This is a genomic window from Allobosea sp. R86505, from assembly GCF_042466375.1.
Lineage (GTDB): Bacteria > Pseudomonadota > Alphaproteobacteria > Rhizobiales > Beijerinckiaceae > Allobosea.
The window spans coordinates 1,127,427-1,148,789 of sequence record NZ_JAXHPY010000001.1 but is presented as its reverse complement, the minus strand read 5'-3'; the positions used below and the strand labels follow the sequence as shown (position 1 = coordinate 1,148,789).

The window sequence follows — 21,363 nt, the reverse complement described above, 5'->3', positions numbered from 1 at the left end:
GGAGGGAATGCCCATGCGCCTGTTGCCCCGCCTCGCGCTGGTTCTGGGCCTGGGCCTCGCCGCCCATCCCGCCTTCGCGCAGAAGGCCTATGTCCGCAACGACCTCGCCGCCGACGGCCAGCGGCTGGAGGAACGCCTCAAGCGCGAGGTCTCGGCCGGCCCCCGCTCGGCCGCCGATCTGGTGCGGGCCGGCGATGCTGCGCTCGCCCGTGGCGATGCCCGCGCCGCGCTGCCCCAGGCCAATGCCGCCGTCGTCGCCGAGCCCGCCAATGCGGCCGGCTGGCGCCTGATGGCACGCGCCGCCAACGCCATCGAGCCACGCGACTATCGCGAGCGCTGGGAGCTGCGGGAGCGCGCCATCAGCGCCGCCTATCTCGCCTATCAGCGCGCGGCCGGTCGCAATGACGAGGCCGCCTCGCTGGGTCTGCTCGCCCGCATCTTCGAGCGCCATGAGCTCTGGCGCCCGGCCCTGACGACCTACCGTCTCAGCCTCGACCTCGTCGACAACGCCTCGCTGCGCACCGCCTATGAGGGCCTGCGCGAGCAGCGCGGCTTCCGCCTGACCGGCAACAAGGTCGATGCCGATGCGGCGAGCCCGCGCGCCTGTTTCGAATTCTCCGAACCGCTGGCGCGCGGCCGTATCGATTTCGCCCCTTACGTCGCGATCTCCGGCGGCAAGGGCGATTTCGCCGTCAGCGCCGAGGACCGTCAGATCTGCGTCGATGGCCTGCGCCATGGCGAGCGCTACGGCTTCGTCATCCGCCAGGGCGTGCCCTCGGCGATCCCCGACGAAAAGCTGCTGAAATCCGCCGACTACGAGGTCTATGTCCGCGACCGCACGCCTTCGGTGCGCTTCACCGGCAAGAACTACGTGCTGCCGCGCACGGGCCAGCAGGGCGTGCCGGTCGTCTCGGTCAACGCCGACAAGCTCAACCTCGAGGTCATGCGCATCGGCGACCGCAACCTGATCAATTCGGTCCATTCCGAGGACTTCCTCGGCCAGATCGGCGCCTATCAGTCGAAGCAGATCGAAAGCGACAAGGGCCAGCGCGTCTGGACCGGCTCGATGGAGGTCAAGTCCGAGCTGAACAAGGACGTCGTCACAGCGTTCCCGGTGATCGAAGCCGTCGGCGCGCTGAAGCCCGGCGTCTATGTGATGTTCGCCAAGCCCAGCGGCGGCCTCGCGCCGGCCGCCTCCGACGGCGATGGCGACTATGACGACGGCACCACCCGCGCGACGCAGTGGTTCGTCGTCTCCGATCTCGGCCTGACCGCCTTCTCCGGGCCCGACGGCGTGCATGTGCTGGTGCGCTCGCTCTCCGACGCCACCCCCGTCGCCAATGCCGAATTGCGCCTGCTGGCGAAGAACAACGAGGTGCTGGCGACGCTCCGCTCCGACGCCAATGGCTATGCCCGCTTCGATGCCGGCCTCAGCCGTGGCCAGGGCGGACTGGCGCCGGGCCTCGTCACGGCGGGGCTGGGGGAGGATTACGGCTTCCTCGATCTCAAGCAGACGGCCTTCGATCTCTCGGATCGCGGCGTGAAGGGCCGCGTCGCCCCCGCCGGCCTCGATGCCTATCTCTACACCGAGCGCGGCGTCTATCGCTCCGGCGAGACGGTCTATCTGACCAGCCTGCTGCGCGATGCGCGCGGCGCCGCCGTCACGGGCCTGCCGCTGACGCTCGTCGTCAAGCGGCCCGACGGCGTCGAATATCGCCGCCGCCAGGTCGAGGATCAGGGCGCCGGCGGCCGCGCCCATTCGATCCCGCTGCTCTCGGGTGCGGCGACCGGCACCTGGCGCGTCCAGGCCTATGCCGATCCCAAGGGCCCGGCGATCGGCGAGGTCTCCTTCCTCGTCGAAGATTACGTTCCCGAGCGGCTCGAACTGACCCTGTCGCCGAAGGCGCCCGTCCTGCAGGCCGGCCAGCCGGCCGAGATCGACGTCAGCGCGCGCTATCTCTATGGCGCGCCGGGCTCAGGCCTCGACGTCACCGGTTCGATGACGATCCGGGCCGCCGGCCAGTCGGCCATTCCGGGTTTCGCCGGCTATCAGGTCGGCCTCACCGACGAGGCCTTCGAGCCGGTCCAGTCCGAATTCGAGGAGAGCACGACGACCGACGCCGCCGGCAAGGTCACCGTGACGAACCCGGTTGCGCAGCCGGAGACCAACCGCCCGCTCGAGGCGGAATTCACCATCCGCGTCGGCGAGCCCGGCGGGCGCGCCATCGCGCGCTCCGTCACCCTGCCGATCGTGCCCAAGGGCGCCGCCATCGGCGTGCGCAAGGCCTTCAAGGACGGCGAACTCGGCAATGGCCAGACCGCGACCTTCGACGTCATCATGGCCAATGGCGACGGCCGCCGCCTCGCCAGAGCGGGCGTGAAATGGACCCTGTCCAAGGTCACGCGCAACTATCAGTGGTTCTTTCAGGATGGCCGCTGGAACTATGAGGGTGTCAAGTCGACCCGCCGCGTCGCCGATGGCGAGGTCGCTGTTGCGGAGGCCGCGCCCGCCCGCATCGCCGCGCCGGTCGAATGGGGCAATTACCGCCTCGACGTCGCCGCCGACGGCCCGGACGCGACCGAAACCTCGGTCTCCTTCAGCGTCGGCTACGAGGCCGACAAGACCGCCGACACGCCGGATGTGCTCGACGTCATCATCGACAAGGCGGCTTATGCGGATGGCGAAAGCCTGAATATCCGCCTCAGCCCCCGCTTCGCCGGCAAGGCTACGCTCGCGGTCATCACCGACCGCGTCGTCGATCTCCGCACCATCGACATCGCCACCGGCGGCACCACCGCGACCGTCCCGGTCAAGGCGGAATGGGGTGCCGGTGCCTATCTCGTCGTGCTCGCCCACCGGCCGATGGACGCCGCCGCCAAGCGCCTGCCCGGCCGGGCCATCGGCCTGTCCTGGTTCTCGATCGGCAAGGAGAGCCGTACGCTCGCGCTCGATCTCGGCGCGCCCAACCTCGTGCGCCCGCTCTCGACGCTGTCGCTGCCGGTGAAGGTGACCGGCGCCCGGGCTGGCGAGGAGGCTTTCATCACGGTCGCCGCCGTCGATGTCGGCATCCTCAACCTGACCCGCTTTGAAAGCCCCGACCCCAGCCAATTCTTCTTCGGCCAGCGCCAGATCGGCCACGAGCTGCGCGACCTCTACGGCTATCTGATCGACGGCATGCAGGGCACGCGCGGCGCGATCCGCAGCGGCGGCGATTTTGCCCCCGCGCTCGAAGGCGAGAAGCCGACACAGGAGCCGGTTGCCCGCTATTCCGGCGTGGTCAAGGTCGGCCCCAACGGCGTGGCGAAGGTGGACTTCGAGCTGCCGGCCTTCAGCGGCTCGCTGCGCGTCATGGCCGTCGCCTGGTCGGCGGGCCGCACCGGCCAAGCCAGCGCCGACGTGATCGTGCGCGATCAGGTGGTCGCGCAGGCGACGCTGCCGCGCTTCCTCGCCATCGGCGACCAGTCGCGCTTCCACCTCGCCATCGACAATGTCGAGGGCCCGGCCGGCCCTTATGTCGTCGATCTCGACATCCGCGGCCCGGTGCTGGTGCCGGCCGACGCCACCCGCCGCACGATTCAGCTCGCTGCTGGCGCCAAGGCCCAGATGACGATCCCGGTGACGGCCGCAGGCCTCGGCCGCGCCGAATTCGACGTCCGCATCACCGGGCCCGGCGGCGTCGGCACCGTGCAGAACCTCGCGGTGCGCGTGCAGCCCTCCGCGGCCACGATCGCGCGCCGGATCGTGCGCCCGATCCCCGGCAATGGCGGCGCGATCACCGTCTCGGCCGATCTCCTGGCCGATCTCGTGCCCGGCTCCGGCCAGGTCTCGGTCTCCGTCTCGCCGCTGGCTTCGCTCGACGTGCCGGCCTTGCTCAAGGCGCTCGACCGCTACCCCTATGGTTGCACAGAGCAGACGGTCAGCCGCGCCATGCCGCTGCTCCATGTCAACCGGCTCGCCTCGCTCGAGCATCTGGCACTCGACGCCAATGCCGATGAGCGCGTTCAGAACGCGATCGAGCGCGTGCTCGCCCGCCAGGGCGCCAACGGCTCCTTCGGGCTCTGGAGCGTCGGCGGCGAGGATCTCTGGCTCGACGCCTTCACGGCGGACTTCCTGACCCGGGCCCGCGAGCGCCAGTTCCCGGTGCCGCAGACCGCCTTCAACCTCGCACTGGACCGGCTGCGCAACCAGGTGGTCAACACCGGCGAGATCGTCAAGGAGGAGGCGGCCGGCATCGCCTATGCGCTGTATGTGCTCGCCCGCAACGGCCGCCCGGTGATGGGCGATCTGCGCTATCTCGCCGACAACAAGCTCGCCGATTTCGCCACGCCTATGGCCCGCGCCCAGATCGGTGCGGCGCTCTCGGCGCTCGGCGATCGTGGCCGCGGCCGCGCCGCCTTCGTCAGCGCGCTCGCCGGCCTGCAGGAACGCGGCGACGACGGCCTGTCGCGTCCCGATTACGGCTCGCGCCTGCGCGACGGCGCCGCGGTTCTGGCGCTGATCGCGGAATCGGCCGGCGACCGGGCCGAGATCGGCCGCGCCGCCGCCATCCTCGACGGCGCGCGCAACGCGGCCCGCTATACCTCGACCCAGGAGCAGGCCTGGATGGTGCTCGCCGCCCAGGCGATGGCGAAGGATGCCGAAGGCATGACGCTGACGGTCGACGGCACTGAGCGGAAGGGGCCGCTCTACCGCACCCTCTCGGCTGCGGCGCTGGAGCAGAAGCCGCTGACGGTTGCCAACCCCGCCGCGGCGACGGCCCAAGCGGTGATCACCGTGGCCGGCATCCCGACCGGCGCCGAACCCGCCCTCAACCAGGGCTTCGGGCTGGAGCGCGTGATCTACACGATGAAGGGCGAGAGGGCCGACCCCGCCCGCCTGCGCCAGAACGAGCGCTATGTCGTGTCTCTCACGGTCACCGAACCGGCCAGCCGCTTTGGCCGCCTGCTCCTGGTCGATCCCGTCCCCGCCGGGCTCGAGATCGAGAACGCCAACCTCACCGAAGGCGCATCCGTCGCCGGCCTCGACTGGCTGAAGCAGGAGGTCGTTCCCGTCCATACCGAGGCGCGCGACGACCGCTACGTCGCCGCCTTCGAGCGCTCGGGCGGCAAGGACCAGAAGCTCGTCTACACCGTCGCCTACATCGCCCGCGCCGTCTCGCCCGGCCGCTATGTGGCGCCTGCCGCCGTGATCGAGGACATGTACCGCCCCGACCGTTTCGGGCGGACCGCCTTCGGGACGGTGGACATCGCCTCGGCGCGGTGACGTCTTGAGCCCGCACGAGCCCGGTACAGGCTCCTCCCCTCCCCCTCGTGGGGAGGGGTCAGAGCCCGCTCGCTTCCGCAAGCTGAAGATCGCAGCCGCATCGCTTGCCCTGCTCCTCGCCACCGCGACCGCCTCCCTCCTCCACTACGCCGCCAACCTCCCGCCGCTCGACCTCGCGGCCGCGAGCGAGCGCTCGACCGTGGTGCTCGACCGCGAGGGCCGGCTGCTGCGCCCCTTCCTGACCGCGGACGGCCGCTGGAAGCTCCCGGTCGGCACGGGCGACGTCGATCCGCGCTATCTCGCCATGCTCAAGGCCTTCGAGGACAGGCGCTTCGACAGCCATGCCGGCATCGACCCGCTCGGGCTCGTTCGCGCCGCCGGGCAGATGCTGTGGAACGGCCGCATCGTCTCCGGCGGCTCGACCCTGACCATGCAGGTCGCGCGCCTGCTGGAGCCGCGCGAGGAGCGCAGCCTCGGTGCCAAGCTCCGCCAGGCGGTGCGCGCCGTCGAGCTGGAGCGGCGCTTCACCAAGACGGAAGTCCTCGACCTCTACCTCACACTCGCCCCCTTCGGCGGCAATCTCGAAGGCGTGCGGGCTGCCAGCCTCGCCTGGTTCGGCAAGGAGCCGAAGCGCCTCTCGACCGCCGAGGCCGCCCTCCTCGTCGCCCTGCCGCAATCGCCCGAGACGCGCCGGCCCGACCGCTTCGTCGAGGCCGCCCGCAAGGCCCGCGACCGTGTGCTGGCGCGCGTCGAACAGGCCGGCCTCGCCACGGCTGCCGAGGTCGCGGCCGCCCGGGACGAGCCAATCCCCACGGCGCGCAAGCCCTTTCCCAACCTCGCCCCCCATGTCGCCGAGCAGGTCGTGGCCGAAGCACCGGCCGCCCGCAGCCATCGCCTGAGCCTCGATGCGCGGCTGCAGGCTGCGCTGGAAGCGCTGGCCCGCGACCGCAGCCTCGGCCTCAGCCCCCAGGTCTCGATCGCCATCCTCGCGGTCGACAACGAGACCGGCGAGATCCGCGCCTCGGTCGGCGGCGTCGACTATTTCGCCGCCGAGCGCGCCGGTTCGCTCGATCTGACGCGGGCGCTGCGCTCCCCGGGCTCGGCGCTCAAGCCCTTCATCTACGCGCTCGCCTTCGACAACGGCATCGCCCATCCCGAGACGATGCTGGAGGACCGGCCGGCGCGCTATGGGCTCTATATCCCTGAGAATTTCGACATGACCTTCCAGGGCATGGTCTCGGCCCGCAAGGCGCTGCAGCTGTCGCTGAACGTGCCGGCGGTCGAACTGCTCTCGGCGCTGGGCCCGCAGCGCTTTCTGTCGCGACTGCGCGATGTGGGCACCGCTGTCGCCATGCCCAGGGAAGGTGGCGCGCCCGGCCTCGCCGTCGGTCTCGGCGGTCTCGGCATCACACTGCAGGATTTGACCCGCCTTTATGTCGGGCTCGCGCGGGGCGGGGATGTCGCGCCGTTGAAGGTGCGGGCGGAGGATGGAGGCGCGCCCTCGCCGCGCCTCGTCGAACCCGTCGCCGCCTGGTATGTCGCGGACACGCTGCTGGGCGCTCCGCCGCCGCTCAATGCCGTGCCCGGCCGCATCGCCTTCAAGACCGGCACCTCCTATGGCTATCGCGATGCCTGGGCGGTGGGCTTCGACCGCAAGCATACGATCGGCGTCTGGGTCGGCCGCGCCGACAACGGCGCCGTGCCAGGCCTTGTCGGGCGCGTCGTCGCCGCGCCCATCCTGTTCGACGCCTTCGCCCGGATCGGCCTCGATCCGCGCCCCTTCCCGCAGCCGCCCGACAGCATCGTCGCGACATCGGCCCATCTGCCGCCGCCGCTGCGCCATCTGCGCCAGGACGTTCCCAAGACCGTGGCCGCGATGACGACGCCGTCGCTGAGGCTCGCCTTCCCGCCCGAGGGCGCCCGCATCGATCTCGCTGCCTCGGCCGCCGACGGGCGGCCCGAGCTCAACCTCAAGGTCGCGGGCGGCGCGCCGCCCTACACCTGGCTCGTCGACGGCGCCCCGATTCTCAGCCCGACGCGCCGTCGCGAAGCGATCTGGCAACCGCCGGGCAAGGGCTTCCTGCGGATCTCGGTGATCGACGGCACCGGCGCCAGCGAAAGCGTCTCGGTCAGGCTGCAGTAGCGGGCTACTCCGCCGGCTGCGGATGCGCCGCCGGCCCGTCCTTCGTGACATGCCCATGCACCGCGCGCGTCTTGCTCGCCAGATAGGAGTAGGCGACCGGCACGACATAGAGCGTCAGGATCGTGCCGAAGGTCATGCCGCCGACGATGACCCAGCCGATCTGCGAGCGGCTTTCGGCGCCGGCCCCGGTCGCGAGCGCCAGCGGCACCGCGCCGAGCACCATCGCGCCCGTCGTCATCAGGATCGGGCGCAGCCGCAACTCGGCCGCCTCGACCAGCGCGTCGATCATCTCCTTGCCCTCCTCCCGAAGCTGGTTGGTGAATTCCAGGATCAGGATGCCGTGCTTGGTGATGAGGCCGACGAGCGTGATCAGCCCGATCTGGCTGTAGACGTTCATCGTCCCGCCGGTGAAGTACAGTGCCGCCAGCGCGCCGGTCAGCGACAGTGGCACCGACACCATGATCACGATGGGGTCGATGAAGCTCTCGAACTGCGCCGCCAGCACCAGATAGATGAAACCCAACGCCAGAAGGAAGACGATCGCGATCGAGGCGCCCGACTGCTTGTACTCGCGGCTCTGGCCGCCATAGTCGATCTGCACCGTCTTCGGCAGGACGCGGGCCGCGGCCTGCTCCAGCACCGTCAGGGCGTCACCCAGCGAATAGCCCGGCGCCGGCACCGCCGTGATGGTGGCGGACCGCAGCTGGTTGAACCGGATCAGTTCCTTCGGCGCCACGCCCTCCTCGACCTTGACCAGGCTCGACAGCTGCACCACCGCACCGCCGCGTCCCATCAGATAGATGGACTGAAGCGCTTGTGGCGTGTTGCGATCCTCGCCGGCGACCTGGATGACGACGTCGTACTGCTCGCCATTCATGTTGAAGCGGGTGACCTGTCGCCCGCCCAGCAGCGTCTCCATCGTGCGGCCGATGACGTCGACACCGACACCGAGATCCGCCGCGCGCTGCCGGTCGATCGAGACCTTGATCTGCGGCTTGTCGAGGATGAGGTTGGACTCGACATTGGTCAGAGCGGGCGAGCCGGCGACCTCGGCGATGACGGCGTCGACATAATCCTTGATCTGGAGATAGGACTCCGAAGATCGCAGCACGAACTCCACCGGCCGGCTGCTGGCACCGCCCTGCCCGAGGGAGGGCGGGTTGGTGGCGAACAGCCGGATTCCCGGAATCTGGGACAGTTGCCGGTTGATCTCCGCGACGATGGTCTGCTGCTTGCGCGTGCGCTCTTCCCAGGGCTTCAGCCGCGCGAAGGCGATCGCGCGGGTCACGTCCGGGAAACCGACGATCACGAGATAGGTCTGGACCTCGGGAATCTTGCTGAACACCTCCTCGACCCGGCGCGCATACTCCGCCGTGAAGCTGATCGTCGCCCCTTCCGGCGCGACGCCGATGGCGGTGATCGTGCCGCGATCCTCGACCGGGGCGAGTTCCGAGCGAAGCCCCGTGAAGAAGAAATAGCTCGCCCCGGCGACCCCCAGAGCCAGGATCACGATGACGGGGCGGATCGACAGCGCCCCGCGCAGCGAGGCGCGATAGCCCCTCGACAGGCCGTTGAAGCCGCGCTCCATCACATTGTAGAGCCAGCTGTGCGAGGTCTCATGCTTCAGCAGCTTGGCGCACATCATCGGCGTCAGCGTCAGCGCGACGAAGCCCGAGACCAGCACCGCCCCCGCCAGCGTCAGCGCGAACTCGATGAAGAGCTTTCCGGTCCGCCCCGTCGAGAACGCCATGGGCGCATAGACCGCCACCAGCGTCAGCGTCATCGCGATGACGGCGAACGCGATCTCGTTGATGCCGCGGATCGCCGCAGCATTGGACTCCATGCCGTCCTCGATATGGCGGTGGACGTTCTCCAGCACGACGATGGCGTCGTCGACCACGAGCCCGATCGCGAGCACCATGGAGAGCAGGGTCAGCGTGTTTACGGTGAAGCCGAGCGCATACATCAGCGCGAACGAGCCCACGAGCGAGACGGGGATCGTGACGAGCGGGATCAGTGTCGCACGCAGCGAGCGCAGGAAGACGAAGATGATCAGGACGACGAGGACGACCGCCTCCAGGATGGTCGTGTAGACGGCCTGGATCGACCGATCGATGAAGACCGAGCTGTCATAGGAGGTCGCGATCGTCATGCCGTCCGGCAGATCCTCGATAATCTCCGGCAGCGCTGCCCGGACGCCGCTGGAGACGTCCAGCGGGTTGGCGGTCGCCTGCTTGACGATGCCAATCGTCACCGAGGATTTGCCTGTGAACCAGGCGGCGTTGCGCTCGGCCAGCGCACCCAGTTCGACGCGCGCCACGTCCCGCAGCTTGATCGGGAAGTTGTTGGCGTCCTTGACGACGATCTGCTGGAACTGTTCCGGCGTGGTCAGCCCGGTCTGGGAGAGCACCGTGAATTCGCGGTTGTTGCTTTCGATCCGGCCCGAGGGAATTTCGACATTCTGGGCGCGGACCGCCGCCTCGATCTCCTGGACCGTGATGTTGTAGGCCGACATGCGCGCCCGATCGAGCCAGATGCGCATCGCATAGCGCCGCTCACCGCGGATCTGCACCTCGGCGACGCCGGTGATGTTCTGCACGCGGTCGGTGATGAAGCGGTCGGCGAAGTCGGTCAGTTCGAGCGGAGAATGGCGCTCGCTGATCAGCGAGAGGAAGAGGATCGGCTGCGCGTCCGCCTCGACCTTGGCGATGATCGGCTCGTCGATCTCGGTGGGCATGCGCCCGCGTACGCGGCTGACGCGGTCGCGCACGTCCGAGGCCGCGACGTCGGGATCGATGTCCGGACGGAACCGGACTGAGATGAAACTGCGCTCCTGGCGGCTCGTCGACGAGATGATCTCGATTCCCTCGATACCCGCGATCGAGTTCTCGAGGATCTGCGTGACCTGGGTCTCGATGATCTCGGCGCTGGCACCGGTGTAGTCGGTCCGCACCGACACGACCGGTTCGTCGATGTTCGGATATTCGCGCACCGTCAGGCGCGTATAGGACACCGCGCCGATCAGCACGACGAGCAAGCTCAGCACCGTGGAGAAGACGGGCCGGCGGACGAAGAGGGCGAAGATGCTCATGGTTCGGCTCAGGGGCTCGTCGGCACGGCGGGCAGAGCGCTCGTCTGCAAGGGGCGCGCACTGTTCTTGATCGAGACGGTCGAGCCATCCCTCAGCCGCATCTGCCCGGAACTGACCACTTGCATCTGCGGGTTCAGGCCCTTCACAACCTCGACCTTGCCGGGCAGACGCTTGCCGAGTTCCACTGAGACGCGCTTCGCCTTCCCGTTCTCGACGATGAAGACGACCTTGCCGACCCCGTCCGGCACGATGGCGGATTCCGGGATCAGCATCGCATTCTCGCGCTGGTCGACGACGATGGTGACGCGGGCGAAGAGCCCCGGCTTCAGCACGAGGTCGCGGTTGGGCACGGTGGCGCGCAGCCGGATCGCGCGGCCATTGATGTCGACGACGGGATCGACCGCGAAGATCCGGCCCTGGAAGTCCTTGTTGGGAACGGCATCGACCTTGAGGCTGATCGTCTGGCCGACCTTGACCTGGGCCAGGAAGATTTCGGGCACCCGGAAATCGACCTTGATCGGATCGATATTGGTCAGCGTGATCAGCTGCTTGCCCACCGCGACATAGTCGCCGACGCTGACGGCGCGCAGGCCGACGACACCATTGAAGGGGGCGACCAGCGTCGACTGCGCGAGCTTGGCCCGCGACAGCTGGACCCGCGCCTCGGCTGCGGCGAGCTTGGCGGTGGCCTCGTCGAGCGCGACCTGCGTGCCGACGCCGCGCTGGCTGAGCGAGCGGTTGCGCTCGAAGGTGTCCTTCGCCAGTCCGAGATCGGCCTGCTGCTGCTTGAGTTCGGCGTCGAGGATCGCGGTGTCGAGCTTGACCAGCACCTGCCCCTTCTCGACCCGCTCGCCCTCCTTGAAGCCCAGAGCGATGACGCGGCCCGCGATCTCCGGCGCGATCACCACCGACTCGTCGGCGGCCAGCGTGCCGAGCGCCTCGACCTCCTCGTTCACGGTTCCGCGTTCGATCTTGGCGACCTCGACCGGCACGCCCGCACGCGGCGCAGCCGGAGCCGCGGCCTGGGTTGGGGCCTTCGTCTTCTCATAGTGGCGATAACCATAGTAGCCCCCGCCCACGAGGCCGATTAGCAGGAGCAGATAGACGAACCGCTTCATTGAACTGGACGCTCCGGGGCAACGCGATTATTTTAGACTGGACGGTCCAGTTTGATAAGGGGTGTGATGGGCAGAACCATGACGGACGCTGCCGAGCAGGAAGTCTCTGCTTCCGACGAAGCGGATGCAAGACGCCTGCCGTCACGATTACGGGCGGACAAGCATCGCGCCATCATCCGCGCCGCCTCCGCCATGTTCCTCGCGGAAGGCTATGAGCGGGTGACGCTCGACCAGATCGCGCAGCGCGCCGGCGTCTCCAAGCAGACCATCTACAGCCACTTCGCCGACAAGGATGCGCTGTTCCGCGCGATCTGCACGCAACTTGCTGAAAAACTGACGATTCCGCTCCGTCGGCCGGTCGCGGAAGCAGACCTCCGCAGTGCTCTCGTCAGGCTCGGCGAGGATACGCTGGCGATGATGCTGAACCCGCATTCCCTCGACCTCCATCGCCTCGTCATGAGCGCCGCGACGCGCTTCCCCGAACTCGGCCGAGCTGCTTACGAAGCGGGTGCTCTGCGGATCATCGACGACCTTTCGGCGCTCTTGATGCAGCGTTCACATCTCGGTGATGGCCTCCCCCGGCCGCTCGACGTGGCGCGCTCCCGGGTGCTGGCGGAGCAGTTCGTCGGCATGCTCCGGGGCTTCCATCAGCATCGGGCCCTGATGAACGTCGAACAGACACCGCCCGGCCTCCGCGCCGCCTATGTCCGCGATTGCGTCGATCTGCTGCTGCGGGGCGCCTGACGGCCGCAAAATCCGTCACCTGACTGTCATCTGCTCTGGTTAGCAATCCCTCACCAGAGAGCGTGAACCCGGCGGCATGACCTGCCTCGGGCCGAAGTCATGCTCGCCCCTGAACGCGGGACCGCGATCATGCTGCGCATCGAAGGCCTGACCAAGCGCTTCGGCACCAATGCCGCGGTCGACAACGTCACGCTCTCCATCCCCCGGGGCGAGATGGTCGGCATCATCGGTCGGTCCGGAGCCGGCAAATCGACGCTGCTGCGCATGCTCAACCGCCTCGCCGATCCCAGCGCAGGCCGCATCGTCTCCGGCGACCGTGACGTCACCGCCCTCAAGGGAGCGGCCCTGCGCCGCTGGCGCCGCGACACCGCGATGATCTTCCAGCAGTTCAATCTCGTCGGCCGGCTCGACGTGCTCACCAATGTGCTGCTCGGCCGCCTGAACCACCGCTCGACCGCCCTGACCCTGGTCAAGAGCTTCTCCCGCGACGACAAGATCCGCGCCATCGCGGCCCTCGAGCGTCTCGACATGGGCCATCTCCTGGCCCAGCGGGCCGAAACGCTGTCGGGCGGCCAGCAGCAGCGCGTCGCCATCGCCCGCGCCCTGGTCCAGGAGCCGCAGATCATCCTCGCCGACGAGCCGATCGCCTCGCTCGACCCGCGCAACACCCAGGTCGTGATGGACGCGCTGTTCCGGATCAACCGCGAGGACGGCATCACCGTCGTCTCGAACCTGCATCATCTCGATATCGCGTCGAAATACTGCGACCGGCTGATCGGCATGGCCGCCGGCAAGGTCGTTTTCGACGGCCCGCCCCACCAACTCACCAGCGAGGTCGCGGCCAAGCTCTACGGCATCGAGGCCAAGGACGCCGGCGCCGAGGCGCTCGACCAGCTCGAGGCCATCGCCAGCGAAGAGGCGCAGCGCGCCAAGCAGAACGTCGCCTGACTTCCGCCCGGCCCGCCGGGCGGTCTCTCCCCGAAGACCAACAGGAGCTCTCCATGCTGACCCGTCGTCACACCCTGACGCTCGCCGCTGCCGGCCTCGCCGCCTCGCTGGCCGCCCCCGCCTTCGCCCAGGATTGGAAGGCGAAGTATCCGGAACTGATCTTCGCGATCGTCCCCGCCGAGAACGCCGCCGGCGTGACCGAGCGCTATACGCCCTTCGTCAACTACCTCGCGAAGGAACTCGGCACCAAGGTCACCCTGCGCATCGCCAACGACTACGCCGCGATCATCGAGGGCCAGCGCGCCGGCAACATCCACATCGGCATGTATGGCCCCTCCTCCTTCGCCCGCGCGCTGATGACCGGCGCCAAGATCGAGGCCTTCGCGATCGAAACCAATCTCGACGGCACCAAAGGCTACCACTCGGTCTTCTATGTGAAGAAGGACTCGCCCTATCAGAAGGTCGAGGACCTCAAGGGCAAGAACCTCGGCCTGGTCGATCCGAACTCAACCTCCGGCAACAACGTGCCGCGCTTCGCCCTCAACGCGATGAAGATCGAACCCGAGACCTTTTTCGGCAAGGTCGTCTACACCGGCAGTCATGAGAACGCGGTCATCGCGCTCCAGCAGGGTACGGTCGACGTCGCCGCCAATTGGTGGAACGACGAGACCGAGTCGAACCTTCTGCGCATGGCGCGCAAGAACATGGTCAAGGCCGAGGATTTCCGCATCATCTTCAAGTCGGACGAGATCGTGAACTCGCCGATGGCCTATCTGACCGATCTGCCCGAGAGCCTGCGCACCGCGATCCGGACCGCCGTGCTGAACATCCAGACCAAGGACAAGGCCGCCTTCGACAAGATCTATAATGGCAAGCAGGGGCCGATGGTGCCGGTCACCAACGATGCCTACAAGCCGATCATCGAACTGAACAAGTTCGTCGACGAACTGCGCCGCAAGAAGGCGTCGTAAGGACGACACGCTCACCAGAGAAAGCGCAGGGGCCCTCTCCCATAGGGAGAGGGCAGGGTGAGGGGTCGGCCCCTTGACGTTCTGGCTGCGCTCTCACTGCGGCGTACCGGTCCGCTGAGAGACGCTGGTCCGCGGCCTACACCTCACCCCTGCCCCTCTCCTGACAGGAGAGGGGTTCCCCGCGCCCGATCGGCAACGGATTCACAAGACGATGACCCTCGCGATCGACCGCAACGACCCCGCGATCACCGCCCATGCCGCGGTCTACGCGAGCGCCATGGCCGCCAAGCGCCGCCAGACGCTGATCGGCGCGGCCGTTCTCGCCATTCTGGTGTGGCTGTCCGCGATCGGTTCGGAGGTTGATCTCGGCAAATTCGTCGACAACGCCTGGCGCTTCCCGAAATATATTCTCGACACGATGCCGACGCTGCGATTGGCGACATTCGGGGCGGATTTCGCCGAGTGGTTCTGGGGTTGGAAGGGCTGGCTCAAGCTGCTCTGGCAGACGATCCTGATCGCCTATACCGGCACCATCCTGGGCGTCGTCGGCGGCTTCCTGCTCTGCTTCGTCGCCGCCGCCAATCTCGGCCGTTCGGGCTGGATGCGCTTCGTCACCAAGCGCTATCTCGAATTCTGCCGCACCGTGCCGGAAATCGTCTTCGCGCTGATCTTCGTCATCGCCTTCGGGCTCGGCCCCTTGCCCGGCGTGCTCGCCATCGCGATCCACACCACCGGCGCCATGGGCAAGCTCTTCTCGGAGGTGGTCGAGAACATCGACATGAAGCCGGTCGACGGCCTCACCGCGACCGGGGCCGGCTGGTGGCAGGTGATCCGCTATGCCGTCGTCCCTCAGGTGCTCTCCAATTTCGCCAGCTATTCGCTGCTGCGCTTCGAGATCAATGTCCGCGGTGCCTCGATCATGGGTTTCGTCGGCGCCGGCGGCATCGGCCAGGATCTGATCGAGGCCATCCGCAAATTCTACTTCACCGATGTCAGCGCCATCCTCCTGCTGATCATCCTCGCCGTCATGGTGATCGACTACGGCACCGAGCGCCTGCGCCACGCGCTGCTCAGCCTGGAGCACGGCAAATGACTCTGGCCCTCTCCGCCTCCGACCGCGCCGCGCTGGCCGAACGTCACAAGGCCGCGATCGACGGCTCGCTGCGCACGCGCCTGACCACGATCGCCGTGGTCGTCGGTCTCGTCGGACTGTTCGTCTACGGGCTTTCCACGCTGGAGGTGTCGTTCTGGCGTCTCGTCGCCGGATTTGGCAATCTCGGCACTTTCGTCGTGCTGATGCTGCCGCCCGATCCTGGCTCCTTCGCCCGCGCCATCATTTTCGTGAAGGCCCTGTTCGAGACCATCGCCATCGCCTTCCTCGGCACGATTCTGGCCGCGATCCTCGCCTTTCCGCTCGGCTTCCTCGCCGCCAAGAATGTCGTCGCCAACCGCGTCGTCCATTTCCTGGCGCGTCGCTCGATGGACACGGTGCGCGGCGTCGATGCGCTGATCTGGGCGCTGATCTGGGTCAATGTGGTGGGCCTCGGCCCCTTCGCCGGCATGCTCGCCATCATGACGAGCGACATCGGCGCCTTCGGCAAGCTCTATTCCGAGGCCATCGAGTCGGCCGATCGCAAGCCGGTCGAGGGCGTAACCTCGATGGGCGGCAACAAGCTCCACGAGATCCGCTTCGGCCTGATTCCCCAGGTGCTGCCTGTGATCGCGAGCCAGGTGCTCTACTACATCGAATCCAACACCCGCTCCTCGACCATCATCGGCATCGTCGGCGCCGGCGGCATCGGGCTCTACCTCGCCGAGACGATCCGGACCCTCGAATGGCAGCAGGTTTCCTTCCTGATCCTGCTGATCCTCGCCGCCGTCACCGCGATCGACTTCATCTCGGCCAAGCTGCGCTTCGCCATCATCGGCAAGCGCGCGATCTGAAATCGGAGCGACGCTCGGGCGAAGACCCGGGCGTCACTCCGCGAAGGGCTCGACCACCATCTCCATGCGCTCGCCGGCGAAGACGCTGCTGACCAGATGAATCGGCGTCAGGTCCGGCAGCGCATCGACGGCGACCGAAACCATCACCGGCGCGCCGGGCTCGATCTGCAAAAGTTCCGCCTCGCGCTCATCCGCCAGCCGCGCCGTCAGCCGCGTCGACAGGCGGACATAATCGGCGATCCCATAGGCCTTGAGCGCCGCCGTCATCGAGGCCCCACCCTCCCGGAACGCCGCGTCGAAATCCGGAAAGCGCGCGACCGCCAGCCAGTGCGTGCCCGTGCCCATCGGCGTGCCGTCGGCCAGGCTCAGCCCCTCGACGCGCCACAACCTGGCACCATCCTCGAGCCCGAGAGTCGAGCAGGTCTCGGCCTCTCCGTCGACCTGCGCGGCCGAAAGCATCCGGCTCAACCCGACGAGCCCGAGTCGGCCGAGATTGGCCCGCATGCTGACGCGCCGGCCGAGCGGATAGGCGACGCGCCGCGGGCTCACCTGCGTGCCGCGCCCCCGCGAGACCGTAACCAGCCCCTGTTCCGCCAGATGGCGGAACGCCTGGCGCACCGTGTGGCGGTGGACACCATAGCGCTCCGCCAGCGCCGTGGCCGCCGGCAACGTCTCGCCGGTGGCATGGTCACCCCGGGCGATCGCGGCGGACAGATCGTCGGCGATCCGACGCCAGGCGGTCCCGCTGTCGGCCGCACCGGCGTCGGCGCCCGGACCTTCGGTCAAAAAACTGTCATTCAAAATGTATAGACCTTTCCAGCCAGACATCCTATTATAGTCTAGACATTCACGAACAGCCAGACGGCAGGCGACGATGACCGCAACCACCACCGACAGGCAGCGCTGGATGGCGATCCTCGCCCGCGCCAGCCGCGCAGAGATCACCGACCTGGTGGGGCCGGAGTTGCCCCGCCACGAAGTGCTCAAGGCGCCCGAGACCGGGACGGTAATGGTCGAGGGTCGCGCCGGCGGCGCCGGCCGGCGCTTCAACCTCGGCGAGGCCACCGTGACCCGCTGCGTCGTCAGGCTGTCCGACGGACCGATGGGCTTCTCCTATGCACTGGGCCGCGACGCCCGCAAGGCGCGCCTCGCCGCCGTCCTCGACGCCAGGCTCCAGCGCGAGGAGGCGACATCGCCCCTGCACCGGGCCATCGACGATCTCGCCGCCCGCCAGGGCGCGGCCCGTGATCTCGCCTCGCGCAAGGCGGCCGCGACCAAGGTCGATTTCTTCACTCTCGTCAGGGGCGCGTGATGGCGACCGATACGCTCATCGGGGCCGGCTTTTCCGACCCCGTCTTCCAGTCCCAGGCCGCCTTCCGCGCCTTGCTCGGCGCCCTGTCGGAGCCCGGCACACCGCAGGCCGTCCGTGGCGGCATCGCGCCGCCCGAGGGACTGCATGCGGCGACCGCGACCACCCTGCTGACGCTGGCGGATTACGAGACGCCGATCTGGCTGCCGCCTGCGCTGCGCAACGGCCCGGCCGGCGCCTGGCTGCGCTTCCATTGCGGAGCGGCGCTCGTCGAGGAGCCGCGCCGCGCCGCCTTCGCCGTCATCGACGGCGCCGCGCTTGCGCCGCTGCTCGCAGATTTCGATCCGGGCAATGACCAGTTCCCCGATCGGTCGACGACGATCATCGTGCAGTGCTCCGCCTTCCATGGCGGCGAGGCGGTGACCCTCTCGGGCCCCGGCATTGCGACCCGGCGCGACATCGCCCCGGCCGGGCTGCGTCCGGGCTTCTGGGCCGGGGTCGCGGTCAACAACGCCGCCTACCCGCTCGGTATCGATTTGCTGCTGGCCCATGCCGACAGCGTCATCGGCCTGCCGCGCTCCACGCAAATCGGAGGGGCGGCCTGATGTATGTCGCGGTCAAAGGCGGCGAAGCCGCCATCCTCGCCACCCATGAGCGCGTCGCGGAAGCGCGCCGCGGCGACGCGGCCGTTCCCGAGATCAGCGTCGCCCAGATCCGCGAGCAGCAGGCGCTGGCCTGCGCGCGCGTCATGAACGAGGGCTCGCTCTATGATGCCGACCTCGCGGCACTGGCGCTGAAGCAGGCGCAGGGCGACGTCATCGAGGCCGCCTTCCTGATGCGCGCCTATCGCACCACCTTGCCCCGCTTCGGCTCGTCGGAGCCCGTCGACACCGCGAAGATGGCGATCCGTCGCCGCGTCTCGGCGACCTACAAGGATCTGCCCGGCGGGCAGGTGCTGGGCCCGACCTACGACTACACCCACCGGCTGTTCGATTTCGCGCTGATGGATGACGCAGCGCCCTCCGTCATGGTCGGGCTTGACCCGACCATCTCGGGACAGGACGACACAGGAGCTTCATCGTCCAGAGACGCTCGGGTCGAGCCCGAGCATGACGGCCTTCACGCCCCCCTCGACACCCACATGCCCCGCGTGCCCGACATCCTCGGCGCCGAGGGGCTGATGGAGCCCGAGGTTGCGCCCGAGGGCGACCCGCGCCCCTTCGACCTGACCCGGGAGCCGGTCTCCTTCCCGGCCGACCGCGACGTCCGCCTGCAGGCCATGGCGCGCGGCGACGAGGGCTTTCTGCTCGGGCTCGGCTATTCCGTCCAGCGCGGCTTCGGCGGCAACCATCCCTTCGTCGGCGAGATCCGCGTCGGCGAGGTCTCGGTCGAGTTCGTGCCCGAGGAGTTGGGCTTCGCGGTCGATCTCGGCGAGATCACCCTGACCGAGTGCCAGATGGTCAATCAGTTTGCCGGCTCGAAGGACGTTCCGCCGCAATTCACCCGCGGCTACGGCCTGGCCTTCGGCCATAGCGAGCGCAAGGCCATGTCGATGTCGCTCGTCGATCGCGCCCTCAAGGCCCGCGAATTCGGCGAGGCGGCCGAGTACCCGGCTCAGCAGGACGAGTTCGTCCTCTACCACTCCGACAATGTCGAAGCGGCGGGCTTCGTCGAGCATCTCAAGCTGCCGCACTATGTCGATTTCCAGGGCGAGCTCGAACTGATCCGCCGCATCCGCCGCGAGCGCGAAGCACGCCTCGCAGCCGAACCCGAGACGCTGCCGGAGGCCGCGGAATGACCGTTCACCAGACCCTGCCGGGCGACGAGGCGAACCCAGCCTACAACTACGCCTATCTCGACGAGCAGACGAAGCGGATGATCCGCCGCGCCCTGCTCAAGGCCGTGGCCGTGCCCGGCTACCAGGTGCCGTTCGGCTCGCGCGAGATGCCGCTCGCCCGCGGCTGGGGCACTGGTGGCATCCAGGTCACGGCGGCGATCATCGGTCCCCAGGACACGCTGAAGGTCATCGACCAGGGCGCCGACGACACCACCAACGCCGTCTCGATCCGCCGCTTCTTCGAGAAGACCGCCGACGCCCGCACCACGGAAGCCACCGAGCAGGCCACGATCATCCAGACCCGCCACCGCATTCCCGAGGCGCCGCTCCAGGCCGGGCAGATCATGGTCTACCAGGTCCCCCAGCCGGAGCCGCTGCGCAAGCTCGAGCCGCGCGAGGCCGAGACCCGCAAGATGCACGCCTGGGCCGAATACGGGCTGATGCAGGTGAAGCTCTACGAAAACATCGCCCGCTTTGGCGAGGTCACGACGACCTATGACTACCCGGCGATGATCAATGGCCGCTACATCATGGCGCCCTCGCCCATCCCCAAATTCGACAACCCGAAGATGCACATGTCGCCGGCCCTCCAGCTCTTCGGCGCCGGCCGCGAGAAGCGCATCTATGCGCTCCCGCCCCACACCAGCGTGCGCAGTCTCGATTTCGAGGACCACCCCTTCCGCATCCAGAGCTGGAACGAGCCCTGCGCGCTCTGCGCCGCCACCGACAGCTATCTCGACGAGGTCGTGATCGACGACCAGGGCGCGCGCATGTTCGTCTGCTCGGACAGCCACCATTGCGAGACGCGCCGCGCCGCCGGCCATCGCGGCACAATGCTGGGCGATGCGACGGCGAGCGGGCTGGTCGAGGCCTCCCCGTCATTGCGAGGAGGCGATGCCGACGAAGCAATCCACACCCCGCCGCACGCTACGTCTGCTGGATTGCTTCGCTCCGCTCGCAATGACGGCGAGGAGACCCGCTGATGACCCTCCACGTCTCCCCCCCCGAGGCCGCCCTCGAACCCGCCCCGTTGCTCTCCGCTGCGCGCGTCTCGCGCTTCTATGGCGAGCGCATCGGCTGTGAGGGCGTCTCCTTCGACCTCTGGCCAGGCGAGGTGCTCGGCATCGTCGGCGAATCCGGCTCCGGCAAATCGACCCTGCTGCGCTGCCTCGCCGGCATCGACCGTCCCGACGAGGGCGAGGTTCTGTTCCGCGGCGGGTCGGCGCCGCTCGACATCTACTCGGTGCCCGAGCAGGAGCGCCGGCAGCTGATGCGCACCGCCTGGGGCATCGTCCACCAGAACCCGCGCGACGGGCTGCGCATGGACGTTTCGGCCGGCGGCAATGTCGGCGAGCGCCTGATGGACCGCGGCGACCGCCACTACGGCCAGATCCGCGAGCGCGCACTCGACTGGCTCGCCCGCGTCGAGATCGCCGGTGCCCGCATCGACGACCGGCCGCGCCAGTTCTCGGGCGGCATGCAGCAGCGCCTGCAGATCGCCAGGGTGCTCGTCTCGGAACCGCGCCTCGTCTTCATGGACGAGCCGACCGGCGGGCTCGACGTCTCGGTGCAAGCCCGCCTGCTCGACCTGCTGCGCGTGCTGGTGCGCGACCTCGGTCTCGCCGCCATCATCGTCACGCACGACCTCGCCGTGGCGCGGCTTCTCACCGACCGGCTGATGGTGATGAAGGATGGCCATGTCGTCGAGCAGGGGCTGACGGATCAGGTTCTCGACGACCCGCACCACGCCTACACGCAGCTCCTCACCTCGGCGGTGCTGACCGTATGAGCGGCTTCGTCCAGCCCCAATGGTCAGGCTTCGGCACTCAGGCCGGCCCGAGCCCCGTCTCCGGCGAAGCGGACCGGCAGCCGAGCGGGCTGGATGTCGAACGGACCCTGCTGGGCCGGCCGGCCAAGGCCGCCCCGCCGCCGAACGCCTCGACCACCCAAAGCACGCCCGTCACGCCGGCGTCACCGCCACCCTCCAAGGCCTGA

16 protein-coding genes are annotated in these 21,363 nt (G+C 68.4%); 13 read left to right on the top strand and 3 right to left on the bottom strand.

The window, feature by feature from the left end:
- Nucleotides 1-13 precede the first annotated feature (13 nt).
- On the top strand, nucleotides 14-5,263 hold the full coding sequence (locus SJY11_RS05555) for an MG2 domain-containing protein (protein ID WP_376985489.1): 5,250 nt from the start codon (nucleotides 14-16) through the stop codon (nucleotides 5,261-5,263).
- Nucleotides 5,264-5,267: 4 nt separating this feature from the next.
- Nucleotides 5,268-7,406 (top strand): penicillin-binding protein 1C, encoded by a 2,139-nt coding sequence (gene pbpC, locus SJY11_RS05550; RefSeq protein ID WP_376985488.1) that lies wholly within the window; start codon nucleotides 5,268-5,270, stop codon nucleotides 7,404-7,406.
- A 4-nt stretch (nucleotides 7,407-7,410) separates the two neighbouring features.
- Here pbpC and SJY11_RS05545 read toward each other — a convergent pair whose 3' ends face one another.
- Nucleotides 7,411-10,497 (bottom strand): efflux RND transporter permease subunit, encoded by a 3,087-nt coding sequence (locus SJY11_RS05545; protein ID WP_376985486.1) that lies wholly within the window; start codon nucleotides 10,495-10,497, stop codon nucleotides 7,411-7,413.
- An 8-nt stretch (nucleotides 10,498-10,505) separates the two neighbouring features.
- Nucleotides 10,506-11,615, bottom strand: coding sequence for an efflux RND transporter periplasmic adaptor subunit (locus SJY11_RS05540; protein WP_376985484.1), 1,110 nt, complete (start codon nucleotides 11,613-11,615; stop codon nucleotides 10,506-10,508).
- 78 nt (nucleotides 11,616-11,693) lie between these two features.
- Here SJY11_RS05540 and SJY11_RS05535 point away from each other — a divergent pair, with 78 nt between their 5' ends.
- The 5 genes from SJY11_RS05535 (at nucleotide 11,694) to phnE (SJY11_RS05515) (ending at nucleotide 16,222) form a co-directional block, all read left to right on the top strand.
- The gene (locus SJY11_RS05535; RefSeq protein ID WP_376985482.1) at nucleotides 11,694-12,359 is read left to right on the top strand and encodes a TetR/AcrR family transcriptional regulator; all 666 of its coding nucleotides are present in this window, start codon (nucleotides 11,694-11,696) and stop codon (nucleotides 12,357-12,359) included.
- Between the two features lie 129 nt (nucleotides 12,360-12,488).
- Entirely contained in the window at nucleotides 12,489-13,307 is an 819-nt protein-coding gene (phnC, locus tag SJY11_RS05530) for a phosphonate ABC transporter ATP-binding protein (RefSeq protein WP_376985481.1), read from the top strand.
- A gap of 53 nt (nucleotides 13,308-13,360) precedes the next feature.
- Complete coding sequence (gene phnD, locus SJY11_RS05525; RefSeq protein ID WP_376985479.1) at nucleotides 13,361-14,278, top strand: phosphonate ABC transporter substrate-binding protein; 918 nt, start codon at nucleotides 13,361-13,363, stop codon at nucleotides 14,276-14,278.
- A 211-nt stretch (nucleotides 14,279-14,489) separates the two neighbouring features.
- Complete coding sequence (gene phnE / locus SJY11_RS05520) at nucleotides 14,490-15,371, top strand: phosphonate ABC transporter, permease protein PhnE (protein WP_376985477.1); 882 nt, start codon at nucleotides 14,490-14,492, stop codon at nucleotides 15,369-15,371.
- Nucleotides 15,368-16,222: a phosphonate ABC transporter, permease protein PhnE gene (gene phnE / locus SJY11_RS05515; protein WP_376985475.1), complete on the top strand. Its 855-nt coding sequence runs from the start codon at nucleotides 15,368-15,370 to the stop codon at nucleotides 16,220-16,222. Before phnE (SJY11_RS05520) ends, phnE (SJY11_RS05515) begins: the two co-directional genes overlap by 4 nt.
- 33 nt (nucleotides 16,223-16,255) lie before the next feature.
- On the opposite strand, the gene phnF is transcribed toward phnE (SJY11_RS05515), so the two are convergent.
- Nucleotides 16,256-17,008: a phosphonate metabolism transcriptional regulator PhnF gene (gene phnF, locus SJY11_RS05510; protein ID WP_376985473.1), complete on the bottom strand. Its 753-nt coding sequence runs from the start codon at nucleotides 17,006-17,008 to the stop codon at nucleotides 16,256-16,258.
- 88 nt (nucleotides 17,009-17,096) lie between these two features.
- Here phnF and phnG point away from each other — a divergent pair, with 88 nt between their 5' ends.
- From phnG to SJY11_RS05480, 6 genes are read left to right on the top strand one after another with little or no spacing between them, the layout of a single operon-like run.
- Nucleotides 17,097-17,534: a phosphonate C-P lyase system protein PhnG gene (gene phnG / locus SJY11_RS05505; RefSeq protein WP_376985471.1), complete on the top strand. Its 438-nt coding sequence runs from the start codon at nucleotides 17,097-17,099 to the stop codon at nucleotides 17,532-17,534.
- Nucleotides 17,534-18,136 (top strand): phosphonate C-P lyase system protein PhnH, encoded by a 603-nt coding sequence (gene phnH, locus SJY11_RS05500; RefSeq protein WP_376985469.1) that lies wholly within the window; start codon nucleotides 17,534-17,536, stop codon nucleotides 18,134-18,136. Before phnG ends, phnH begins: the two co-directional genes overlap by 1 nt.
- Nucleotides 18,136-19,329 carry a carbon-phosphorus lyase complex subunit gene (locus SJY11_RS05495; RefSeq protein WP_376985466.1) on the top strand — a complete coding sequence of 398 codons (1,194 nt, stop codon included), beginning with the start codon at nucleotides 18,136-18,138 and terminating at the stop codon, nucleotides 19,327-19,329. The genes phnH and SJY11_RS05495 overlap by 1 nt, the downstream gene beginning before the upstream one ends.
- Entirely contained in the window at nucleotides 19,326-20,351 is a 1,026-nt protein-coding gene (locus tag SJY11_RS05490) for an alpha-D-ribose 1-methylphosphonate 5-phosphate C-P-lyase PhnJ (RefSeq protein WP_376985464.1), read from the top strand. The genes SJY11_RS05495 and SJY11_RS05490 overlap by 4 nt, the downstream gene beginning before the upstream one ends.
- Complete coding sequence (gene phnK, locus SJY11_RS05485; protein WP_376985461.1) at nucleotides 20,351-21,157, top strand: phosphonate C-P lyase system protein PhnK; 807 nt, start codon at nucleotides 20,351-20,353, stop codon at nucleotides 21,155-21,157. The genes SJY11_RS05490 and phnK overlap by 1 nt, the downstream gene beginning before the upstream one ends.
- Nucleotides 21,154-21,363 (top strand): hypothetical protein, encoded by a 210-nt coding sequence (locus tag SJY11_RS05480; protein WP_376985459.1) that lies wholly within the window; start codon nucleotides 21,154-21,156, stop codon nucleotides 21,361-21,363. Before phnK ends, SJY11_RS05480 begins: the two co-directional genes overlap by 4 nt.

Bases quoted from the DNA above. Each gene is read 5' to 3' on its own strand.
- SJY11_RS05495 (WP_376985466.1), top strand. From the start codon at position 18,136: ATGTATGTCGCGGTCAAAGGCGGCGAAGCCGCCATCCTCGCCACCCAT.
- SJY11_RS05545 (WP_376985486.1), bottom strand. From the start codon at position 10,497: ATGAGCATCTTCGCCCTCTTCGTCCGCCGGCCCGTCTTCTCCACGGTG.
- SJY11_RS05490 (WP_376985464.1), top strand. From the start codon at position 19,326: ATGACCGTTCACCAGACCCTGCCGGGCGACGAGGCGAACCCAGCCTAC.
- SJY11_RS05480 (WP_376985459.1), top strand. From the start codon at position 21,154: ATGAGCGGCTTCGTCCAGCCCCAATGGTCAGGCTTCGGCACTCAGGCC.
- phnE (WP_376985477.1), top strand. From the start codon at position 14,490: ATGACCCTCGCGATCGACCGCAACGACCCCGCGATCACCGCCCATGCC.
- SJY11_RS05540 (WP_376985484.1), bottom strand. From the start codon at position 11,615: ATGAAGCGGTTCGTCTATCTGCTCCTGCTAATCGGCCTCGTGGGCGGG.
- phnD (WP_376985479.1), top strand. From the start codon at position 13,361: ATGCTGACCCGTCGTCACACCCTGACGCTCGCCGCTGCCGGCCTCGCC.
- SJY11_RS05535 (WP_376985482.1), top strand. From the start codon at position 11,694: ATGACGGACGCTGCCGAGCAGGAAGTCTCTGCTTCCGACGAAGCGGAT.
- phnC (WP_376985481.1), top strand. From the start codon at position 12,489: ATGCTGCGCATCGAAGGCCTGACCAAGCGCTTCGGCACCAATGCCGCG.
- phnE (WP_376985475.1), top strand. From the start codon at position 15,368: ATGACTCTGGCCCTCTCCGCCTCCGACCGCGCCGCGCTGGCCGAACGT.
- phnK (WP_376985461.1), top strand. From the start codon at position 20,351: ATGACCCTCCACGTCTCCCCCCCCGAGGCCGCCCTCGAACCCGCCCCG.
- phnG (WP_376985471.1), top strand. From the start codon at position 17,097: ATGACCGCAACCACCACCGACAGGCAGCGCTGGATGGCGATCCTCGCC.
- phnH (WP_376985469.1), top strand. From the start codon at position 17,534: ATGGCGACCGATACGCTCATCGGGGCCGGCTTTTCCGACCCCGTCTTC.
- SJY11_RS05555 (WP_376985489.1), top strand. From the start codon at position 14: ATGCGCCTGTTGCCCCGCCTCGCGCTGGTTCTGGGCCTGGGCCTCGCC.